At 66.1% G+C, this 16,952-nt stretch carries 22 protein-coding genes; 13 read left to right on the top strand and 9 right to left on the bottom strand.

Features of this window, described 5'->3' with window-relative positions; all coding sequences use genetic code 11:
* The coding region (locus NJ1_RS08975; RefSeq protein ID WP_174557059.1) for a dihydroxy-acid dehydratase domain-containing protein at positions 1 to 935 on the bottom strand (935 nt) is incomplete at its 3' end.
* A 111-nt stretch (positions 936 to 1,046) separates the two neighbouring features.
* Between NJ1_RS08975 and NJ1_RS08970 the strand changes: the two genes are divergently transcribed.
* From NJ1_RS08970 to NJ1_RS08960, 3 genes are all read left to right on the top strand, one after another.
* On the top strand, positions 1,047 to 1,634 hold the full coding sequence (locus tag NJ1_RS08970) for a TetR/AcrR family transcriptional regulator (RefSeq protein WP_067690235.1): 588 nt from the start codon (positions 1,047 to 1,049) through the stop codon (positions 1,632 to 1,634).
* A gap of 151 nt (positions 1,635 to 1,785) precedes the next feature.
* Positions 1,786 to 2,229 carry a Zn-ribbon domain-containing OB-fold protein gene (locus tag NJ1_RS08965; protein ID WP_067690148.1) on the top strand — a complete coding sequence of 148 codons (444 nt, stop codon included), beginning with the start codon at positions 1,786 to 1,788 and terminating at the stop codon, positions 2,227 to 2,229.
* Complete coding sequence (locus tag NJ1_RS08960; protein ID WP_067690146.1) at positions 2,226 to 3,416, top strand: lipid-transfer protein; 1,191 nt, start codon at positions 2,226 to 2,228, stop codon at positions 3,414 to 3,416. Before NJ1_RS08965 ends, NJ1_RS08960 begins: the two co-directional genes overlap by 4 nt.
* 76 nt (positions 3,417 to 3,492) lie before the next feature.
* Here NJ1_RS08960 and NJ1_RS08955 read toward each other — a convergent pair whose 3' ends face one another.
* A complete protein-coding gene (locus tag NJ1_RS08955; protein WP_067690144.1) occupies positions 3,493 to 3,717 on the bottom strand; it encodes a DUF1049 domain-containing protein in 225 nt (74 codons plus the stop codon).
* A 253-nt stretch (positions 3,718 to 3,970) separates the two neighbouring features.
* Entirely contained in the window at positions 3,971 to 4,318 is a 348-nt protein-coding gene (locus NJ1_RS08950; protein WP_067690131.1) for an STAS domain-containing protein, read from the bottom strand.
* A gap of 306 nt (positions 4,319 to 4,624) precedes the next feature.
* On the opposite strand from NJ1_RS08950, the gene NJ1_RS08945 reads away from it, so the two are divergent.
* Both NJ1_RS08945 and NJ1_RS08940 read left to right on the top strand, forming a co-directional pair.
* A complete protein-coding gene (locus tag NJ1_RS08945) occupies positions 4,625 to 4,882 on the top strand; it encodes a helix-turn-helix domain-containing protein (RefSeq protein WP_218025156.1) in 258 nt (85 codons plus the stop codon).
* A 106-nt stretch (positions 4,883 to 4,988) separates the two neighbouring features.
* Entirely contained in the window at positions 4,989 to 5,162 is a 174-nt protein-coding gene (locus NJ1_RS08940; RefSeq protein WP_067690125.1) for a CsbD family protein, read from the top strand.
* Positions 5,163 to 5,369: 207 nt separating this feature from the next.
* On the opposite strand, the gene NJ1_RS08935 is transcribed toward NJ1_RS08940, so the two are convergent.
* Together NJ1_RS08935 and NJ1_RS08930 are read right to left on the bottom strand one after the other, a co-directional pair.
* Entirely contained in the window at positions 5,370 to 6,287 is a 918-nt protein-coding gene (locus tag NJ1_RS08935; RefSeq protein ID WP_067690122.1) for a M23 family metallopeptidase, read from the bottom strand.
* 120 nt (positions 6,288 to 6,407) lie between these two features.
* Complete coding sequence (locus NJ1_RS08930; RefSeq protein WP_067690119.1) at positions 6,408 to 7,118, bottom strand: hypothetical protein; 711 nt, start codon at positions 7,116 to 7,118, stop codon at positions 6,408 to 6,410.
* A gap of 312 nt (positions 7,119 to 7,430) precedes the next feature.
* Here NJ1_RS08930 and NJ1_RS08925 point away from each other — a divergent pair, with 312 nt between their 5' ends.
* Entirely contained in the window at positions 7,431 to 8,045 is a 615-nt protein-coding gene (locus tag NJ1_RS08925) for a cutinase family protein (RefSeq protein WP_067690116.1), read from the top strand.
* Between the two features lie 17 nt (positions 8,046 to 8,062).
* On the opposite strand, the gene NJ1_RS08920 is transcribed toward NJ1_RS08925, so the two are convergent.
* Positions 8,063 to 8,767 (bottom strand): hypothetical protein, encoded by a 705-nt coding sequence (locus NJ1_RS08920; protein WP_157573848.1) that lies wholly within the window; start codon positions 8,765 to 8,767, stop codon positions 8,063 to 8,065.
* Between the two features lie 20 nt (positions 8,768 to 8,787).
* Between NJ1_RS08920 and NJ1_RS08915 the strand changes: the two genes are divergently transcribed.
* The 3 genes from NJ1_RS08915 (at position 8,788) to NJ1_RS08905 (ending at position 12,761) form a co-directional block, all read left to right on the top strand.
* Positions 8,788 to 10,233, top strand: a complete 1,446-nt coding sequence (locus NJ1_RS08915) for a glycosyltransferase 87 family protein (RefSeq protein WP_067690110.1) — start codon at positions 8,788 to 8,790, stop codon at positions 10,231 to 10,233.
* A 108-nt stretch (positions 10,234 to 10,341) separates the two neighbouring features.
* Positions 10,342 to 11,574 (top strand): cytochrome P450 family protein, encoded by a 1,233-nt coding sequence (locus NJ1_RS08910; protein WP_067690107.1) that lies wholly within the window; start codon positions 10,342 to 10,344, stop codon positions 11,572 to 11,574.
* Between the two features lie 29 nt (positions 11,575 to 11,603).
* Positions 11,604 to 12,761 (top strand): aminotransferase class I/II-fold pyridoxal phosphate-dependent enzyme, encoded by a 1,158-nt coding sequence (locus tag NJ1_RS08905; RefSeq protein ID WP_084477899.1) that lies wholly within the window; start codon positions 11,604 to 11,606, stop codon positions 12,759 to 12,761.
* A gap of 41 nt (positions 12,762 to 12,802) precedes the next feature.
* Here NJ1_RS08905 and NJ1_RS08900 read toward each other — a convergent pair whose 3' ends face one another.
* Positions 12,803 to 13,306 carry a hypothetical protein gene (locus NJ1_RS08900; RefSeq protein ID WP_245717293.1) on the bottom strand — a complete coding sequence of 168 codons (504 nt, stop codon included), beginning with the start codon at positions 13,304 to 13,306 and terminating at the stop codon, positions 12,803 to 12,805.
* Between the two features lie 207 nt (positions 13,307 to 13,513).
* Between NJ1_RS08900 and NJ1_RS08895 the strand changes: the two genes are divergently transcribed.
* Positions 13,514 to 13,846 (top strand): hypothetical protein, encoded by a 333-nt coding sequence (locus tag NJ1_RS08895; RefSeq protein ID WP_067690221.1) that lies wholly within the window; start codon positions 13,514 to 13,516, stop codon positions 13,844 to 13,846.
* Complete coding sequence (locus NJ1_RS08890) at positions 13,824 to 14,345, top strand: DUF6879 family protein (RefSeq protein ID WP_339380955.1); 522 nt, start codon at positions 13,824 to 13,826, stop codon at positions 14,343 to 14,345. Before NJ1_RS08895 ends, NJ1_RS08890 begins: the two co-directional genes overlap by 23 nt.
* On the opposite strand, the gene NJ1_RS40400 is transcribed toward NJ1_RS08890, so the two are convergent.
* Positions 14,297 to 14,452, bottom strand: coding sequence for a hypothetical protein (locus tag NJ1_RS40400; protein ID WP_245717295.1), 156 nt, complete (start codon positions 14,450 to 14,452; stop codon positions 14,297 to 14,299). The genes NJ1_RS08890 and NJ1_RS40400 overlap by 49 nt on opposite strands.
* On the opposite strand from NJ1_RS40400, the gene NJ1_RS08885 reads away from it, so the two are divergent.
* Complete coding sequence (locus tag NJ1_RS08885; protein ID WP_067690218.1) at positions 14,396 to 15,190, top strand: helix-turn-helix domain-containing protein; 795 nt, start codon at positions 14,396 to 14,398, stop codon at positions 15,188 to 15,190. The two genes, NJ1_RS40400 and NJ1_RS08885, sit on opposite strands and share 57 nt — an antisense overlap.
* 102 nt (positions 15,191 to 15,292) lie before the next feature.
* On the opposite strand, the gene NJ1_RS38865 is transcribed toward NJ1_RS08885, so the two are convergent.
* Positions 15,293 to 15,430, bottom strand: coding sequence for a hypothetical protein (locus NJ1_RS38865; RefSeq protein ID WP_157573846.1), 138 nt, complete (start codon positions 15,428 to 15,430; stop codon positions 15,293 to 15,295).
* A gap of 164 nt (positions 15,431 to 15,594) precedes the next feature.
* On the opposite strand from NJ1_RS38865, the gene NJ1_RS08880 reads away from it, so the two are divergent.
* Complete coding sequence (locus NJ1_RS08880) at positions 15,595 to 16,941, top strand: ammonium transporter (protein ID WP_218025154.1); 1,347 nt, start codon at positions 15,595 to 15,597, stop codon at positions 16,939 to 16,941.
* Positions 16,942 to 16,952: the final 11 nt, after the last annotated feature.

The following is a 16,952-nucleotide window of genomic DNA, read 5'->3' as shown; positions in this document are numbered from 1 at the left end:
GGGATCTGCGGCGACATCTTCTCGATATCGGTGAGCGTGTAGTCGAGTCCGGCCTCTCGGGCCGCGGCCAGCAGGTGCAGCACGGTGTTGGTGGAGCCGCCCATGGCCAGATCCAGGGCGATGGCATTGTCGAACGCGTTGTGTGAGGCGATGTTCCGGGGCAGCACCGACGCGTCGTCCCGGTCGTAGTAGCGCCGGGTCAGGTCCATGATCGAATGCCCGGCCGCGCGGTACAGCTCCGCCCGCGCGGTGTGGGTGGCCAGGGTGGTTCCGTTGCCCGGCAGGGCCAGGCCCAGTGCCTCGGTGAGGCAGTTCATCGAGTTGGCGGTGAACATGCCCGCGCAGGAACCGCAGGTGGGACAGGCGTTCTCCTCGATGCGGGTCAGGTCCTCGTCCGAGACGTCGGGGGAGACGGCCTCGGCCATAGTGACGATGAGATCGAGCCGGGCGCGCACCGTGCCGTCCACCAGCACCGCGGTGCCGCCCTCCATCGGGCCGCCCGAGACGAACACCGTCGGAATGTTCAGGCGCATGGCGGCCATGAGCATGCCGGGAGTGATCTTGTCGCAGTTGGAGATACACACCAGGGCGTCGGCGCAGTGCGCGTTGACCATGTACTCGATCGAATCCGCGATCAGGTCGCGCGAGGGCAGCGAGTACAGCATTCCGCTGTGCCCCATGGCGATTCCGTCGTCGACGGCGATGGTGTTGAACTCGCGCGCGATTCCGCCGGCCTCGCGCACCGCCTCGGAGACCATCCGGCCGACCGGTTGCAGGTGGGTGTGGCCGGGAACGAACTCGGTGAAGCTGTTCGCGATGGCGATGACCGGCTTGCGCCCGATATCGGCGGAGGGCACGCCGCTGGCCCGCATGAGCGCGCGGGCTCCGGCCATGTTCCGTCCGTGGGTGACCGTGCGTGAACGCAGATCTGGCATCGTGCCGCCTCCTCAAAACTCCAACCGTGTGGTTGCAACCGTAGGGTTGGAGTTTCGCACGAGTGGGTGCGCATCCGCAACCGTGGGGTTGGAAATGGTTGGATGGGCCACATGGCATGGGATACCGAGGGCACCAAGCGGCGGCTGCTGGAAGCGGCGGTGCACGAGTTCGCCGAACGCGGACCCGACGCGGGCCGGGTCGCGGCCATCGCCACCCGGGCGGGTGTCAACAAGGAACGCATCTACCAGTACTTCGGCGATAAGCGCGGCCTGTTCGAGGCCGTCCTGACCGACCAGCTCGAGCAGCTCGCCGCCGCCAGCCCGCTCTCGCCCGACAAGGCCGGCGAGCTGGCCGAGTACGCCGGGCACGTGTTCGACTTCCATCTCACCCACCCGCAGTTCCTGCGCCTGCTGCACTGGGAGGGATTGCAGCCCCCGGAGCACACGCTCTCCGCCGAATCCGCGCGCGCCGCGCACTACGCCGAGAAGGTGGCCGCGCTCGGCGCCGCCCAACGCGCGGGGGCGCTTCCGGGAGAGGTGTCGCCGGGCTATCTGCTGTACGCGGTGGCGGCGCTGGCGGCCTGGTGGTTCTCGGTGCCGCAGGTGGCCCGCATGGTCATCGGCGCGGACTCCGAGGACCCGCAGGCCCTGCGCGCCGGGCTGATCGCACTGGTGCGGCGGCTCGAGTCCCGGACCTGATCCGCGCGGGTTCGCCGGCCGTCCCACTGGTCGGACCAAAGCATTTCCGTCTCACGGGGATTCACGTAGTATCGCCGCGAATCCGTCGGATAAGCGTGGGCGCTTAAAGTGGGCTCGGAGCGAGCCGACGGAGAAGCCTGGAGGATATGGGATGAGAACGAGAAAACCGGCGTTGGGCGCCGAGGGCTGGTTCACCGAGGAGGGCGGTCCGGCCCTGCTCGGCAGCCGATGCCAGGCGTGCGGCACGGTCGCGTTCCCGGCGGCGAGCTACCGGTGCCCGAATCCCGACTGCGGGGCGAACGATTTCGCGGAGACCCGGCTCGGCCCGGGCGGCACGGTGTGGAGCTACACGGATCTGCGGTATCAGCCGCCGCCGCCGTTCGTGCCCACCACCGATCCCTATGAGCCGTTCGCGCTGATCGCGGTCGAGGTCGACGACAGCGGTCTGGTGGTGCTCGGTGCGGCCGTCGACGGTGTGACGGTCGAGGACCTGCGGGTCGGAAACCGGGTGGAACTGGTGGTGGACACGCTGTTCAGCGATGACGACCACGAGTACACGATGTGGAAGTGGCGTCCGGTAGGAGTGGCGAAATGAGCGAGGTAATCGTTGCCGGCGTCGGTATGACGCCATGGGGCAAGTGGGGCCGCTCGTTCGTCGAGTACGGCGTGGAAGCTGCCGTGGAGGCTCTCGCCGATGCCGGAATCGCTTGGCGTGACGTGCAATTCGTCGCAGCCGGGGAGACCGTGCGCAGTGGCTACGCGGGCTATGTCGCGGGCTCCTCGATCGCGCAGGCGCTGGGCTGGACCGGCGCGCAGCTGGCGACCGCGTACGGGGCCTGTGCCTCGGGCGCGATGGCCATCGACGTGGCCCGCGCGCGAATCATGGCCGGGCTCTGCGATATCGCGCTGGTCGTGGGCGCGGACACCACCCCGAAGGGCTTCCTGGCCCCCAATGCCGGTGACCGGCCCAATGATCCGGACTGGCTGCGATTCCGGCTGCTGGGTGCGACCAACCCGACCTACTTCGCGTTCAGCGCGCGCCGGCGCATGGATGTCTACGGCGCGACCGTCGAGGACTTCGCCGCGGTGAAGGTCAAGAACGCGCGCCACGGTCTGGCCAATCCGCGCGCTCGCTTCCGCAAGGAGGTCAGCGAGGCGGATGTGCTCGCCTCGCCGGTCGTCTCGGATCCACTGCATCTGCTGGACATCTGCGCCACCTCCGACGGCGGCGCGGCGCTGGTGCTGATGAGCGAGGCCAAGGCGCGCGAGCTGGGCCTCAACGCCCCCGCGGTGTGCATCAAGGGCGTCGCGAGCATCACCCCGACCTACCCCAACACGGTCATGGAGATGCCGAACATCGCCACCGACTCCTCCGTGGTGGTTCCGGCTCCGGCACGCTCGTTCATGGACTCCATCGGCGACGCGGTCTACGAGCAGTCCGGCATCAGCCCCGAGGACGTGAACGTCGCCGAGGTCTACGACCTGGCCACATCGCTCGAGCTCGACTGGTACGAGCACCTCGGCTTCTGCGGGCGCGGTGAAGCGGAGAAGTTGCTGCGCGAGGGCGAGACCACGCTCGGCGGCCGCATTCCGGTCAACCCCAGCGGCGGCCTGGCCTGCTTCGGCGAGGCGGTCCCCGCCCAGGCCATCGCGCAGGTCTGTGAGATCACCTGGCAGCTGCAGGGCCGCGCCACCGGTCGGCAGGTCGAGGACGCCCGGGTCGGCATCACCGCCAACAAGGGGCTGTTCGGCCACGGTTCCACCGTGGTGCTGAGCCGCTGAGTTCCACGCGGTCCCGCGAAAGGGGCTGTCTCCGTGATGTTTCGGAGGCAGTCCCTGCCGCTGTGGAAGCGCTGGGTCAGTTGCGGGATCGGCGAATCAGAAATCCCGCGAGCCAGCCGACCGCGAAGGTGACCAGCAGCACCAGCCACATCGGCGAGCTGATCGTGAGGAGCAGGAATTCGATGTCGACCCTGTGCCGGTTCTCGGCGATGAAGGCGATGGCCAGCACGATGAGGATGATGGCCAGCCACTGATTGCGCGAGATGCGGGATATCAGGGACGGCTTTGCCGGGACGGTCATGGGTGGCTCCTGAGGTGGTGGGCCGGTGCTGCGTGGGGTGTCCTCGAATCTTCTGCCATTCACGGTGGCTATTGCTGTTTGTTTGCCCGAATTGGCTGATTTGTAATCGCTGATCCGGCGAACGCGGCATCACCGCGATCGCGAGGGCGGCGTTGAACCGGGCCCGTACGCACGGCGAGCACCGGGAACCCGTGGGGGTGGCGGCTGGGCCGTCGGTTCCGTGGATTCCCGGTGCTCGTCCGATCGATCTGGATCAGATCTGCGGTAGGGCGTCTTCGAGGGATTCGGTCAGGGTGAAGAACTCAGCCATTCCGGTCACCTCGATCGGGCGGCGTGCCTGCTGGGAGACCACGATCTGCAATTCGATCGTGGTCGACTCCCGCAGGGCGATCAGGACGCTGAGCCCCACCGACCCGAGGAAGGTGATCCCCGACAGATCCACGATGAGCATCGAGGGATCGGCCTGTACTGCCTCGTCCAGGGCGGACTTCAGCAGAGGAGCCGATACGATGTCGATCTCGCCGCTGGCGGCGACGACCGGAATCGAGTGCACAATCCGAGATTGAACCTCGAGGATTTCCGAATCGCCTTCGTTGTTCATTGGTGCCCTCCACGTCACTCACAGGCTCCGTGGTCGCGCGTGGTCTGTACGGCCGACGGAGTCGGCACCGGCACGGCGCGGGAAACCCGCGCCGCATCGATGCCCGCGTAGATTTGTACCACGCATCGGTCAGGAAATCTACAGCATCGAGTATAGATATCCTGCCATGTCTGTCATCATGTATTCTTCACCAGGAGTGCAGGAAACATACTCGTCGAGTATGAGGTACGACGAAGGGCACACATGACTTCAGGTCCCGGGAGCGCCAACGCCAGGTTCGACGACGATGACTATCCGGCCTACACGATGGGGCGTGCGGCGGAGATGCTGGGTACCACCCCCGCCTTTCTGCGCAGCCTCGATGAGGCGAAACTGCTCACCCCCCAACGATCCGAGGGCGGCCATCGCCGCTACTCACGCTATCAACTGCGGATCGCGGGACGCGTGCGCGAGCTGATCGACCAGGGCACGGCGCTCGATGCCGCCTGCCGCATCATCATCCTCGAGGATCAACTGCAGGATGCCCTCGAACTCAACGCCAAGCTGAGTCGCACCGACGAGTGATCTGGATCTCTATCTCCGCGCCCCGGTGTTTGTGTGCCCGGGAGCCGGGTAGGCCGCAAACAGGTCGCACCACCACGGTGTGACCGGCCGAGAGAGGAACATTCGTATGAGTGCCACTGACAAGGCCAAGAACAAGGTCGAGGACCTCGCCGGTAAGGCGAAGGAAAAACTGGGCCAGGTTACCGGCGACCACAGCACCGAGAACGAGGGCAAGGCCGATCAGGCCAAGTCCGACGTGAAGGACGCGGGGGAAAAGGTCAAGGACGCCTTCAAACACTGAGCACGACGATGACCTGATCGAGTCGTGATTCGATCACCGGCACAGCGATGACGCCGCCACTCCTCCGCGGACGATGTCGTGGGAACGCCGGGCGATTCGGCCCCCGAGGCGCCGCACAGCGCACCGGGGGCCGGTCCGTGTCCGGGGTCGAAATGCCAGTGCGTGTCCGGGGCCGACGCGTCAGTGCGTGTCCACGGGACCGACGAGTCAGTCCGCGCCCCAATGCTGTTCCGTGAGAATTCCTTTGCCCGCCAGCCAGGCGACGGGATCGACCTTCTTGCCGTTCACGTCCCAGATCTCCAGATGCAGATGCGGGCCGGTGGACTGGCCGCGATTGCCCACCGAGGCGATCACGTCGCCCGCCTCGACGTGCTGACCCGCCTGGACGTACATGTCGTTGACGTGGCCGTAGACCGCGATGGTCCCGTCCTCCTGCTGCACGCGGACCCACTGGCCGAAGCCGGACGCGGGACCCGCCTCGAGGACCGTGCCGCTCATGGCGGAGTGAATCGGAGTGCCCAGCGCGTCGGCGATGTCCACCCCGTAGTGGAATTCGCCCCAGCGACTACCGAATCCGGAGCTGATCTGCCCGGCGGACACCGGAAGCACCGTCGTGTCAGCGGGTTTCGCCGCCTCGGGAATCGCGGGCAGGGCCTCGATCGCCTGCTGCTGCAGATCGACCGCCTGCTGCTGCAGGCCCGCGGCTTGCTGCTGAACATCTTTGATGAACTGCTCGGCCTGCGCGAGCGGCGCCGCGATCTCCGCCGGAAGGCCGACGAGGCCGAAGGGCGTACTGACCGGCGCCACCGGAGGCGCGAGTTGCACTGGGGCGGTATCGGGTTCGGCTTCGGGGGCGAGATCCTCGGCCGGGCCGATCGGCGCCGCGGTGGCGAGCGCGGGCGTCAGATGCGCGCCGGTGGTCAGCAGTGCGCCGGCGGCCATCGCGATACCGGCGAGCGCCCGGAAGCTGCCGGTAGCGGGGGAGTCGGCGCGATGACCGGTGGGACAACGGGTATCGGTCGCGCCGCGACGGTGGGTATCGGTCGCGCCGCGATTGCGCGTATCGGTCTCGCCGAGTAGATCTGCGACGGATAGGGAACCGGAAGACACACGATGGTTCGGCAAGGCTCATCCTCAGGTCGATCGTCGAGGTGTCGCGCTCTCCGATCGCGGCCGTCCGAGTGTCCGAGTGCGCGACGTGACGGGAACTGTACCGATCGCCGATCGTCCTGTACGGGAATCGGATCAATCGGGCAGTGCGTCGGTCGGATCGGCGGTGAGCGCGAGATAGGCGGTATCGAGGGGCAGATCCACCCCGAACCAGGCCGCGGGGCGCTCGTCGTCACGGGGGCACCATGCGGTCGCGATGCACACGCGGACCGCCTCGCCCGCCGCCAGCGCCGGCAGCTGCCAGGCGATGCTCGCCGGATCCCCGTAGCGCACACCGTATTCGGAGGAGTCGTTCTCGTAGGGCGGCAGCACATCGGCCCAGTCCCCGGGCAGCAGGCGGCCGTCCGCGGCCTGCAGGGCCAGCAGCTCGGAGTCCGGTCCGCCGATCGACACCGCGAAGTGATCGTTCTCCACGCTGACTGCGGCCAGGCATTCGCCGGGGTCGGCGCCGCCGGACGCACCGGCGGGCAGATCGGTCATCTCGGCCGAGAATCTCAGACCGGGGACGGCTGCCCGGGCCGTCACCTGCCAGATCGCGGCCCAGGTGGTGACCGGCGCGCCGCCGTCCCAGGCGGGTACGTGAATATTGCCGATCAGCAGATCGACCGTGGCGCCGCGGTGCTGCCATCGATGCAGGCGCGCGCCGCTGGGCAGCACCCACACCGAATCCGGTCCGGCCGGTAGCGTCTCGCCGCCGAGTGCGACGGCGAACCCGACGATGCCCAGCGGCGTGTCGATCAGGGCGGGACGACGGTCTGCCTGTGCCAGCTGCTCGGTGGGGAACATCTGACCATCATGCAGGCGGGGTCGGACACCGATCGCGACAACCCCCGCGTGCGAGGCGGCGCGAATGTTCGGTTATACGAGTCGCGCGCGGGGCCAGCGGGTTTCGCGAGCGTCGCCGCGGAGGGTGGGCGCGGAGTTGTCCGGGCAGCTGAAGACCGATTTCGGAAGCCGGTCTCGGACATTGCGTTCCGGCGTAGGAAATGACGGCCGTTGTAACTGTTTCGCCAGAAATCAAGAACGCCAGCAATTCCTGGGTACACCGAGCTCAGCCGGGCACGCCCCGGAGTTACACCACAGCAAGAAAGTACGACCATGCGTAGAGCAACGGCGCTCTTCGCCGCATTACTGCTGGCCGCCCTCCTCTCCATTACATACGCGACAAGTCCGAAGGCTCACGCTGATGTCTGTACTGGCGACTGGGCCATCGGTATCGGCGGACTAGGCGATAACAGTTCATCGGTTTTCGTCGCCTTCGTGGATCAGCCCATGGGATACAACTCCCTCGACCCGATGTCGGGGTTGAACGAACTCAACCGGCTGTTCTGGTCGCATCGCGACCAGTGTCCCGGTGACCACATTCGACTGATCGGGCACAGTGAGGGTGCGGGCATCCTGCACGCGTGGGTCACCGCGCATCAGGATGCCGACAATGCCAATGCCATTCTGCTGGCGGATCCCAAGCGTGTCGCGGGGCCCGGCTGGGGTGGCCTGGCTTCGACCCCGGGCAGTGGCATCATCGGCTATCCGCTTGCGGGAGTCGATGATTGGTTCGGTGGCTTCCCGGTGTTGACCGTGTGCAACCATGACGACCAGATCTGCGATACCTCCGCAGGCTGGTGGGGTTACCTCTTCGGAGGGGCGCACAATCGCTACGATTTCAACGTCTGGGACTACGGCGACTGGGATTCCGGCGTCTGGTACCGATAACAGGTGATTCATGGGGATCAGTAGCCGTGCGGCTCTGGTCCCCATTGACTGAACCCATGCCCCATGGAAGTGCACACCGCCGTGCCGTTGAAGGTGATCTGGCAGGTGGCCCCGGCATGGGTGACGGAGTATTGCGGGTCGTGATAATTCACGCGTGAGACCGGTTGCAGGGCAGGGTTTCCGCCGGGCAGCGTATGACTGCCGTTCGAGTTCCACTGGGGATGTGCGGGCCACGCGGACGAATCGATGACGATGGCGGGAACATTCGGGAACGGCACCGACATTCCGGCGTACAACACCGCCATGAAGGACGCCGGGATCGGGAGATCGCAGCCCACCGTGCCGCCCGCATCGATGGAGCAGTTCCACTCGCCCAGCGCGAAATACGCCGTATCGCCGACCACTGCCGGACCGGAACCGACCACCGCCGGACCGGAACCGTCGTCGGCGTGAGCGGTACTCACTCCGAACACGCCCGCGGCCATTCCCAGAATTACCCCGCAAATCCTCGCGGCGGAATTTTTCACAACCCTGAACACGCCATCTCCTCGATGCGCGAAGTACTGTATTTCTTGTCGGCCCCCACCATGAAAAATATCACCGTACGGTGCGAAGGCGGGGGTTTTGTCGAGGGGGCTTTCATAATAATTCGCCGTATCAGCCCTGCGTGCGGCCCCCGATCCAGCGACAAGGCAGCAGATTCGCTCCCGGATCTTGCTCACGATCATCGGATGGGCTAGTCGTGATCGCTCGATCCGGGCTCGGCGGGCGGCCTCCCGATTCGCCTCGCCTGGCGATCCTCGGCTGCGGTCACTACGGTGGTTCGGGCAATCGAGAAGCCGGAATTCGCGAGGTGAGCATGGCGGTGTCGACGGTCGAGCAGGTGGCGGGGACGAAACAGGTTCCGCCACAGGGGCGCACGATTCCGTCGGCGGTGGTCTGGGGCGTCTCGCTGCTGGGGGCGCTGGCGGGCTGGTACTACCTCGGGCAGGTGCTGGCCGGGCCGCGCGCGATGCTGCACATGGTCGACCTGGGCGTCTATCAGATCGCGGCGGACCGGGTGGCTCACGGCGTCTCGGTGTACGACACCCCGCTGCGCGGTTCGACGCGTGGGGTCTGGGAGTTCGTGTACACGCCCTTCGCGGCGGTGCTGTTCGTGCCGCTGGCGGCGATTCACGGCACCGCGTTCACCTGGGTCGGCGCGCTGGGCAATTTCGCGCTGCTGACCGGATCGGCCTGGGCGGCGCTCTCGGTCCTGGGCTACCGGCGCGATCGGCGCACGCTGGTGCTGGGACCGGCGATCGCCGCACTGCTGCTGGTGTGCGAACCGGTGCGCGAGACGATGGCCTTCGGTCAGGTCAATCTGCTGTTGCTGCTGCTCGTGCTGATCGATATGGCGCTGCCAGATTCGTCGCGGTTCAAGGGTGTGCTGACCGGAATCGCGGCGGGCATCAAGCTGACTCCGGTGTTCTTCGTGCTCTATCTGCTGGTGACGCGCCGATTCCGGGCCGCGCGCACCGCGATCGGGGCGCTGGTGGTCACCATGGTGATGGGTCTGGCCGTGCTGCCGAAGGATTCGCTGACCTTCTGGAGCGGCGCGTTCGCCGATCCGGCGCGGGTGGGGGTGCCGGAGAATCCGCAGAACGAATCGCTGCGAGGCATGATCGCGCGCTCCGTCGGCTCGGGTGCGGTCAGTCAATTGCTGTGGCTGGCGGCCGCCGCGGCGATCACCGCGGTATGCCTGCTGCTGGCCCGGCGGTTGTCCGCGACCGGGCGTGAGCTGCCCGCTGTGGCGCTGTGCGGGCTGACCAGCACGGTCGTCTCGCCGTACAGCTGGGTGCATCACTGGGTGTGGCTGGCGGCGCTGCTGATCTGCCTGGCCGATCTGGCGATCCGCCGTCGCTCGGTGGTGACGGTGGCGGGATTGCTGCTCGCGTTCCTGGTCGCCTCCGGCGGGGTGTTCGATCTGGTCGGGCTGCACTACGGCAGCGTCTTCGATTTCCCGAACCGGGCGCCGTGGTCCCTGGTCGATCACAACGCGTATATCTGGCTGACGCTCGCGTTGTTCGCGGCGGCGGCGGTGTGGTTGTACCGATTCCCGCTTTCCCGGACGAATGACCAATTCGACGCGCCGGTTCCCCGCAATACCGTGCCGGTCCGCCTCGAAAAGACACCGTCCGCGCAATAGGTGCGCACAGGACTGCACATCTCTGTAGGGTGGCCGTCGTTCCGCGTCCGGGATGTGCGGTGTTCTGTGGCGGTGTGTGGGAGTTGTTCACCGCGGGGAGTTCATCGGATGTCAGAGTCAGTGTCCGCTCGTACCAGCCAGACCGCACCGTTCGATTCCGGGCCGCGCGTGCCCATGTACACGCCGGAATTCGCCGCGGACCCGCATCGGGCCTACCGGGAGATGCGCGAGAAATTCGGGTCGCTCGCGCCGGTCGACCTGGCGCCGGGTGTGCCGGCCACGCTGGTGATCGGATATCGCACGGCGGTGCGCATTTTCAACGATCCGGATCGATTCCCGGCCGATCCCCGGGTGTGGCAGGAAGGCGTGGCCTCCGATTGCCCGGTGCTGCCGATGATGGAGTGGCGGCCGAATGCGCTGCGCAATTCCGGAACCGAGCACGCGCGCTATCGGCAGAGCAATATCGCGGGTCTGGTGGGAGTCGACCAATACGCACTGCAGACCACGGTCGAACGCACCGCGATACCGCTGATCAATTCGATCTGCGGGTCCGGATCGGCGGATCTGGTGCGGGACTACGCTTTTCCGCTCGCCTTCAATGTGCTGAACCATCTGCTCGGCTGTCCCGCCGAACTCGCCGGACAGGCGGCGCAGGGAATGGCCGCCATTTTCGAGGGTGTGGACGCCGAGCGCGGCAACGCGATGCTCGCCGAGGCGCTGCTGGGCCTGGCCCAGTACAAGCGCACGCATCCCGGGGACGACGTCACCACGCGCATGCTGGCGCATCCGGCCGGACTCACCGATGTCGAGATGCTGCACCAGCTGGCGACCCTGTACGGCGCGGGCATCGAGCCGCAACAGAATCTGATCGTCAACACGCTGCTGCTCATGCTCGCCGATGATCGGTTCGGCGGGAGCGTGCTGGGCGGGAGTCTGTCCACTCGCGAAGCGCTGGACGAGGTGTTGTTCGACGATCCGCCGATGGCCAACTTCTGCATCAGTTTTCCGCGGCAGACCATCTTCCTGGAGGACTGCTGGTTGCCGGCGCATCAGCCGGTGCTGATCAGCATGGCCGCGTGCAATACCGATCCCGATATCCGCTCCGGGCAGTTGGCCGGAAACCGCTCGCACCTCGCCTTCGGCACCGGGCCGCACGCCTGCCCGGCCAACGCGATCGCGTATCTCATCGCGCAGGAATCGGTCGATCACCTGCTGGACGCGCTACCGGAGATGAAGCTGGCGGTCCCGGTGAACGGATTGACCTGGCGCCCAGGGCCTTTCCACCGTGCGCTGACCGCCCTGCCCGTTACCTTCCCGCCCTCGCCGCCCATCCCGGAGTGAACCGATTGCCCACCGAGAGAACGATATCCGTGCCCGCCGAGACGAGTGACGCTCTCGTGCGGCGGCTCCGGCCGCACACCTCCTCGCTTTTCGGGGAGGCGTCGCGACTGGCGCTGGTGCACGGGGCGATCGATCTCGGTCAGGGCTTTCCGGACTACGAGGGGCCCGCGGCCATGCTCGAGGTGGCGCGCGACGCGATATCCGGTGGGATGAACCAGTATTCGCCGTCGACCGGTCTGCCGTCGTTGCGGTCGGCGATCGTGGCGGATCGCGCGCCACGCACCGGCGATTGTTACGACCCCGAGTCGGAGGTCGTGGTCACCGCCGGCGCGACCGAGGCGCTCACCGCCGCCGTCCTGGCTCTGGTGGAGCCGGGCGACGAGGTGGTCGTCATCGAGCCGTTCTACGACTCCTACACCGCCGCGATCGCGTTGGCCGGGGCGGTGCGCCGCACCGTGGCCATGATTCCCGACGGCGCGGGATTCACTCTCGACCTCGACGAACTCCGCCGCGCGATCACCCCGCGTACGCGACTGCTGGTGGTCAACTCGCCGCACAATCCGACGGGGACCGTGTTCCCCCGCGAAGTCCTCGCCGCGATGGCCGAATTGGCCTGTGCGAGAGAAATTCTGGTTCTGAGTGACGAGGTGTACGAGCATCTGGTCTTCGACCCGGCCCGCCACCTCTCGATCGCCTCCCTGCCCGGCATGCGCGAGCGCACGATCGTCGTCTCCGGCGCCGCCAAGACCTTCAACGTCACCGGTTGGCGCATCGGCTGGGCCCTGGGCCCACCCCACCTCATCGGCGCCGTCCACGCCGCCCGCCAATACCTCAGCTTCGTCCCCCCGGCGCCCTTCCAGCCCGCCATCGCCTACGCCCTCGAGCACGAGCAGGCGTGGACAGCCGCCAACCGCACCGCCCTGCACCGCAAATACCTCTACTTCTCGAATGCCCTGCGCGACTGCGGGTTCGACGTCAAACGCAGCCAGGGCGGCTACTTCCTCTGCGCCGACATCACCACCGACGCCGCCGCCTTCTGTCACGATTCCCCCACCCACCTGGGCGTCTCCGCCATCCCCGTCTCCGCCCTGGCCGACCGCCCCCACTGGAACACCCTCATCCGCTTCGCCTACTGCAAACAAGACCCCACCCTCCAGGAAGCCATCACCCGCCTGCGCAAGGTGTGAGGTCGAAGCCGGGAACTCGGCCCGCCGCCCTCTCGCACTGGTCAGCTTTCCCCTGCGGTCGCGGGCGGTGCGTCCGTATCCCGAGGTATCGCGTATCGGGCATACGTCTCTTCAGGGTTCACGGTGATCACATCGAGTTGCCTCACCAGCGACTCCGGTACCCGACCACCGGCGAAGTGTTCTGCTCCCGGGACGATGACGGCTTCTGCGGCCAGGCGAGTGGCTTGGGCTTTCAGTCGAGCCAAGGGCGGCCGGCCGAATCTCGGGTCATACAGGACGAAATCGGCGAAATCGTAGCCGAGTCGATCGGCGAGCGCGCGTATCCGGCTCTGATCGCGCAGTATCTCGGAGCCGGATATGTCGATCCGGAGATAACCCAAACACGCTGGCTTCCAACGCATCATGTCTTCCTTGGTGTAGTCGCGGGCTCGCGGGCAAGGTGGGGGCTGCTCCAGGTGGACCCCTGGAGAGTCTGACTGGTCGTAGTAGTCCTCGAATTCCAACAGTCCGCCCGGGAACTCTGCGAGCCGTGTGCGCCTCGACATCTCGCCTCCTGTGCTGACGGGTCGGGCCGGAGAAGCCATACCTCCTCCGAGCGCCTGGCATCGAAGTTACGAACGTCGCGGCGGCACACCCACCTGTGTGCCAATACTTTCCAAAATTGTTTCTACTGCTGGCAGCTGAGATGCGGTTCTGTCACCCTGAATAGTGTTCGGCAAGAGTTGGCATATCCCTCAACAGGAGGCATGACCATGCGTTTGCGACTGCTCGGCAAAGGCGGATCCGGCAAGGATGATTGCCCGTCGCTCTTTGCCACCGACGGGGACACCTTCATCGTTCAAGGGTGGAGGACCGACAACCCGAACGAGGTCGAGATCCCACACCTGCTCACTGGATTCGCCGAGCCCCGTACGTATCTCGGGGTACCGCTCACTGACACCGGCAGGGGGACATTCACACTCGTCGGCACGCCGATCGTCGACGTCGCGACCCTGGATCAACTGACCCTGGAAAGCTACGAGGTGGCGGTCGAGGTGCCCAGAGGAGAGAGGACATATTTCGGTGGAGTTCCGGCAGACTCGTGACCTACTGCGAGAGTGTCGACACGAGGTCTTCCGGCTGGAAGTCCGCGATTCCTACGGTGTGCCGGGCGAATCCGAGCCCTTCCAGCGGTTCTTGAACAACGAGCCCTTCGACCTCAGAGCGTGGTTCAGCGACTGGGCCGAACTGGTCTCGGACCTCGGTCGACATGAGGTGACGGTGAGCCGTGTTCGCGTCATCACCGAGCCTCACACCGATTACCACCGATGGCTGTTGTCGTTGGCGGCGTTGAATGCCGAAGCCGGCGAGGCTATTCGGTACCTTCCCCGGCACCTTGCCGGGGACGTTCCATCGGATGATTTCTGGTTGCTGGACGATCGACGTGTCGCGTTCACTCTCTCGGATCGAGACGGCCGATCGGTCGGTGGCGTTGCGGTCACGATGGACACCCGGATCGTGGATTACTGCCGGGGCGTACGGGATCACCTCTGGCCTCAGGCGATCCCCTTGCTGGAGTACGAGCGAACGATATCTTCGCGGTGACCGACTCGGTCCAGCAAGCGCGGCAGGCTCTCGGCAAGCGCCTTCGGGAGATCCGCAGGCGTGCAGGCATATCCGGCCGAGAGCTTGCTCGCCTCGAAGGTTGGCACGAGTCCAAAGTGTCCAAGTACGAGTTCGGGAAACTGCACGCCTCGGACGCGGTAGTCCGTGCGTACTGCAGGCACTCGAATGCGGAGAATCAGCTCGATGACCTGTTGGCGACTCTGCACGCGGTCGATTCGGCGTATATCGAGTGGAAGCGGTTACTCGGCTCCAGTCTCACGTCCGGGCAGCAGCGGATCAAGAAGATCGAGGCTGCGGCTCAGGCCGTGCGCAACTATCAGCCGGTGATAGTGACGGGACTGTTGCAGACCCCGGAATACGCCGAGGCGATTCTGCGACGGGTCGGTGAGTTCTATCAACTTCCCGGTGACATCGATCAGGCGGTCGCTGCACGGATGGAGCGCCAGCAGGCCCTGTACAAGCGGGACAAACGATTCCACTTCCTCATCGGAGAAGCGGCCCTCTACACGACCGTGGGTGACGATCGAGTGATGATCGGTCAGCTCGACCGCCTGCTGACAGCCGGAAGCCTGCCCCGAGTCACCCTCGGCATCGTCCCATTGACCGCTGAAGCACGAGTGCTGTTCAACAACTTCGTCGTGTACGACAGGCGACTGGTCGCCGAAGAAGGCTCGACCGCCAAACTGACTATCACTCAGCCCCGCGAAATTACGTTGTACCTGCGAGCTTTCGATATCCTCGCCGGTCAATCCGTGACCGGCGAGGCGGCGCGAGCGCTCATCCGCGCGGCCCTGAAACGGCGTGGCAGGCAGGCTGATACGTGAGTGAGCCTGATTGGTGTCGCGCCGAGGTGATTCCGGGGTTGGTGGTGGTCTGACGGGCGGGAGTGGGGCGGGGAGGAGTGGCGGTTCTGGCGGGTCTGTGGACTATCGGTGGGGTTCGGTGACGGTGGGTGGGGAGGGGGTGGTGTAGGCGGTGGGGTTGGGGCCCAGGGCTTCTCGGAGCAGGTGGGTCCAATAGCGTTGGTAGTTCTCGTAGTCGCCGAAGGCGGGACGGTCGCTCATGACCCCGGGCTCCCTCCGTCGGCAACGCTGCCACCTCGACGATATCTGGCAATGATCACTTCCAGATTGAAATCGAATTCATCCAGTCGAAACACGGTGAAATCGCCGGCGAAACAGCCTCTCTCGATGCTTCACGCGACACCGTGCGAGATAGAGGTACGACAGTGAATTCGGGAGATACGGCGTGGGTGCTCGCCGCCGCCGCCCTGGTGATGTTGATGACGCCGGGGCTGGCCTTCTTCTACGGCGGCATGGTCGGTGCGAAGAGCGTGCTGAACATGCTGATGATGAACTTCGTGATGCTGGGCGTGGTGAGCACACTGTGGGTGCTCTACGGCTACAGCGAAGCCTTCGGTGACGACGCCTTCCACGGTCTGATCGGCGACACCTCGCATGTGCTGTTGCGCGATACGCACGGCACCATGGCCGGACCCGCGGGCCATCAGATTCCGACGATGGCGTTCGCCATGTTCCAGCTCATGTTCGCCGTCATCACCACGGCCCTGATCTCGGGCTCCATCGCGGAGCGCACGAGATTCTGGCCGTGGCTGCTTTTCGCGGTCGGCTGGTGCTCGGTGGTGTATTTCCCGGTGGCGCACTGGGTTTTCCACGCCACCGGCTTCACCGGAACCGATGCGGACGGCGTCTCGGCGGAGGTCGGCGGCTGGATCGTGAACAACCTGAAGGCATTCGACTTCGCGGGCGGCACCGCGGTGCACATCAACGCCGGTGCGGCCGGGCTCGCGATGGCGCTGGTGCTGCGCCAGCGCCTGGGCTGGCCCAAGAGCATTCCGCGGCCGCACAATGTGCCCTTCACGTTGTTGGGCGCGGCACTGCTGTGGTTCGGCTGGTACGGCTTCAATGCCGGATCGGCTTTGGCCGCAAACGATCTCGCGGCACTGGCCTTCACCAACACCACCGTCGCCACCGGGGCGGCGCTGCTGGCCTGGATCGTGGTGGAGCAGCTGCGCGACGGGAAACCCACCACCCTGGGCGCGGCCTCGGGCGCGGTCGCCGGACTGGTCGCGATCACCCCGGCGTGCGGGTTCGTGGACACCATCGGCGCCCTGGCCATCGGTATCGCGGCGGGAATCGTGTGCGCCCTGGCGGTCGGGATGAAGTTCTTCTTCGGACTCGACGATTCGCTCGACGTGGTCGGCGTGCACCTGTTCGGCGGCCTGGTGGGCACCCTGCTGGTCGGAGTCTTCGCTGACGCCGCGGTGAATCCCGCCGGCGGTGACGGACTGCTCTACGGCGGCGGCTGGACCCAGGTGCAACGCCAGGCGATCGCCGCGGGCGCGGTCCTGGTCTACTCCTTCGCCGCCACCTATCTGCTGGCCAAACTCATCGACCTGATCATCGGTTTCCGTGTCGGGGAAACCGCCGAACTCGAGGGCATCGACGAGACCGAACACGCTGAAACCGCATACGATCTGAGCCCCGTCGCCCAGGCTCTCGGCATGTCCCAGACCCACCGCTCCCCACCTCGAAGGGTCGATCAACCGTGGTGATCCAGCGCCCG

Source organism: Nocardia jejuensis NBRC 103114 (assembly GCF_001613145.1).
GTDB classification, from domain to species: Bacteria; Actinomycetota; Actinomycetes; order Mycobacteriales; family Mycobacteriaceae; genus Nocardia; species Nocardia jejuensis.
This window is presented reverse-complemented; position numbering and strand designations above follow the sequence as displayed.

Excerpts from the sequence above, each read along its gene's own strand:
- NJ1_RS08930 (WP_067690119.1), bottom strand. The coding sequence starts at position 7,118 with ATGTTCCCCACCGAGCAGCTGGCACAGGCAGACCGTCGTCCCGCCCTG.
- NJ1_RS08945 (WP_218025156.1), top strand. The coding sequence starts at position 4,625 with ATGGGGCGTGCGGCGGAGATGCTGGGTACCACCCCCGCCTTTCTGCGC.
- NJ1_RS08910 (WP_067690107.1), top strand. The coding sequence starts at position 10,342 with ATGTCAGAGTCAGTGTCCGCTCGTACCAGCCAGACCGCACCGTTCGAT.
- NJ1_RS08900 (WP_245717293.1), bottom strand. The coding sequence starts at position 13,306 with ATGTCGAGGCGCACACGGCTCGCAGAGTTCCCGGGCGGACTGTTGGAA.
- NJ1_RS08970 (WP_067690235.1), top strand. The coding sequence starts at position 1,047 with ATGGCATGGGATACCGAGGGCACCAAGCGGCGGCTGCTGGAAGCGGCG.
- NJ1_RS08950 (WP_067690131.1), bottom strand. The coding sequence starts at position 4,318 with ATGAACAACGAAGGCGATTCGGAAATCCTCGAGGTTCAATCTCGGATT.
- NJ1_RS38865 (WP_157573846.1), bottom strand. The coding sequence starts at position 15,430 with ATGAGCGACCGTCCCGCCTTCGGCGACTACGAGAACTACCAACGCTAT.
- NJ1_RS08940 (WP_067690125.1), top strand. The coding sequence starts at position 4,989 with ATGAGTGCCACTGACAAGGCCAAGAACAAGGTCGAGGACCTCGCCGGT.
- NJ1_RS08925 (WP_067690116.1), top strand. The coding sequence starts at position 7,431 with ATGCGTAGAGCAACGGCGCTCTTCGCCGCATTACTGCTGGCCGCCCTC.
- NJ1_RS08965 (WP_067690148.1), top strand. The coding sequence starts at position 1,786 with ATGAGAACGAGAAAACCGGCGTTGGGCGCCGAGGGCTGGTTCACCGAG.
- NJ1_RS08895 (WP_067690221.1), top strand. The coding sequence starts at position 13,514 with ATGCGTTTGCGACTGCTCGGCAAAGGCGGATCCGGCAAGGATGATTGC.
- NJ1_RS08955 (WP_067690144.1), bottom strand. The coding sequence starts at position 3,717 with ATGACCGTCCCGGCAAAGCCGTCCCTGATATCCCGCATCTCGCGCAAT.
- NJ1_RS08960 (WP_067690146.1), top strand. The coding sequence starts at position 2,226 with ATGAGCGAGGTAATCGTTGCCGGCGTCGGTATGACGCCATGGGGCAAG.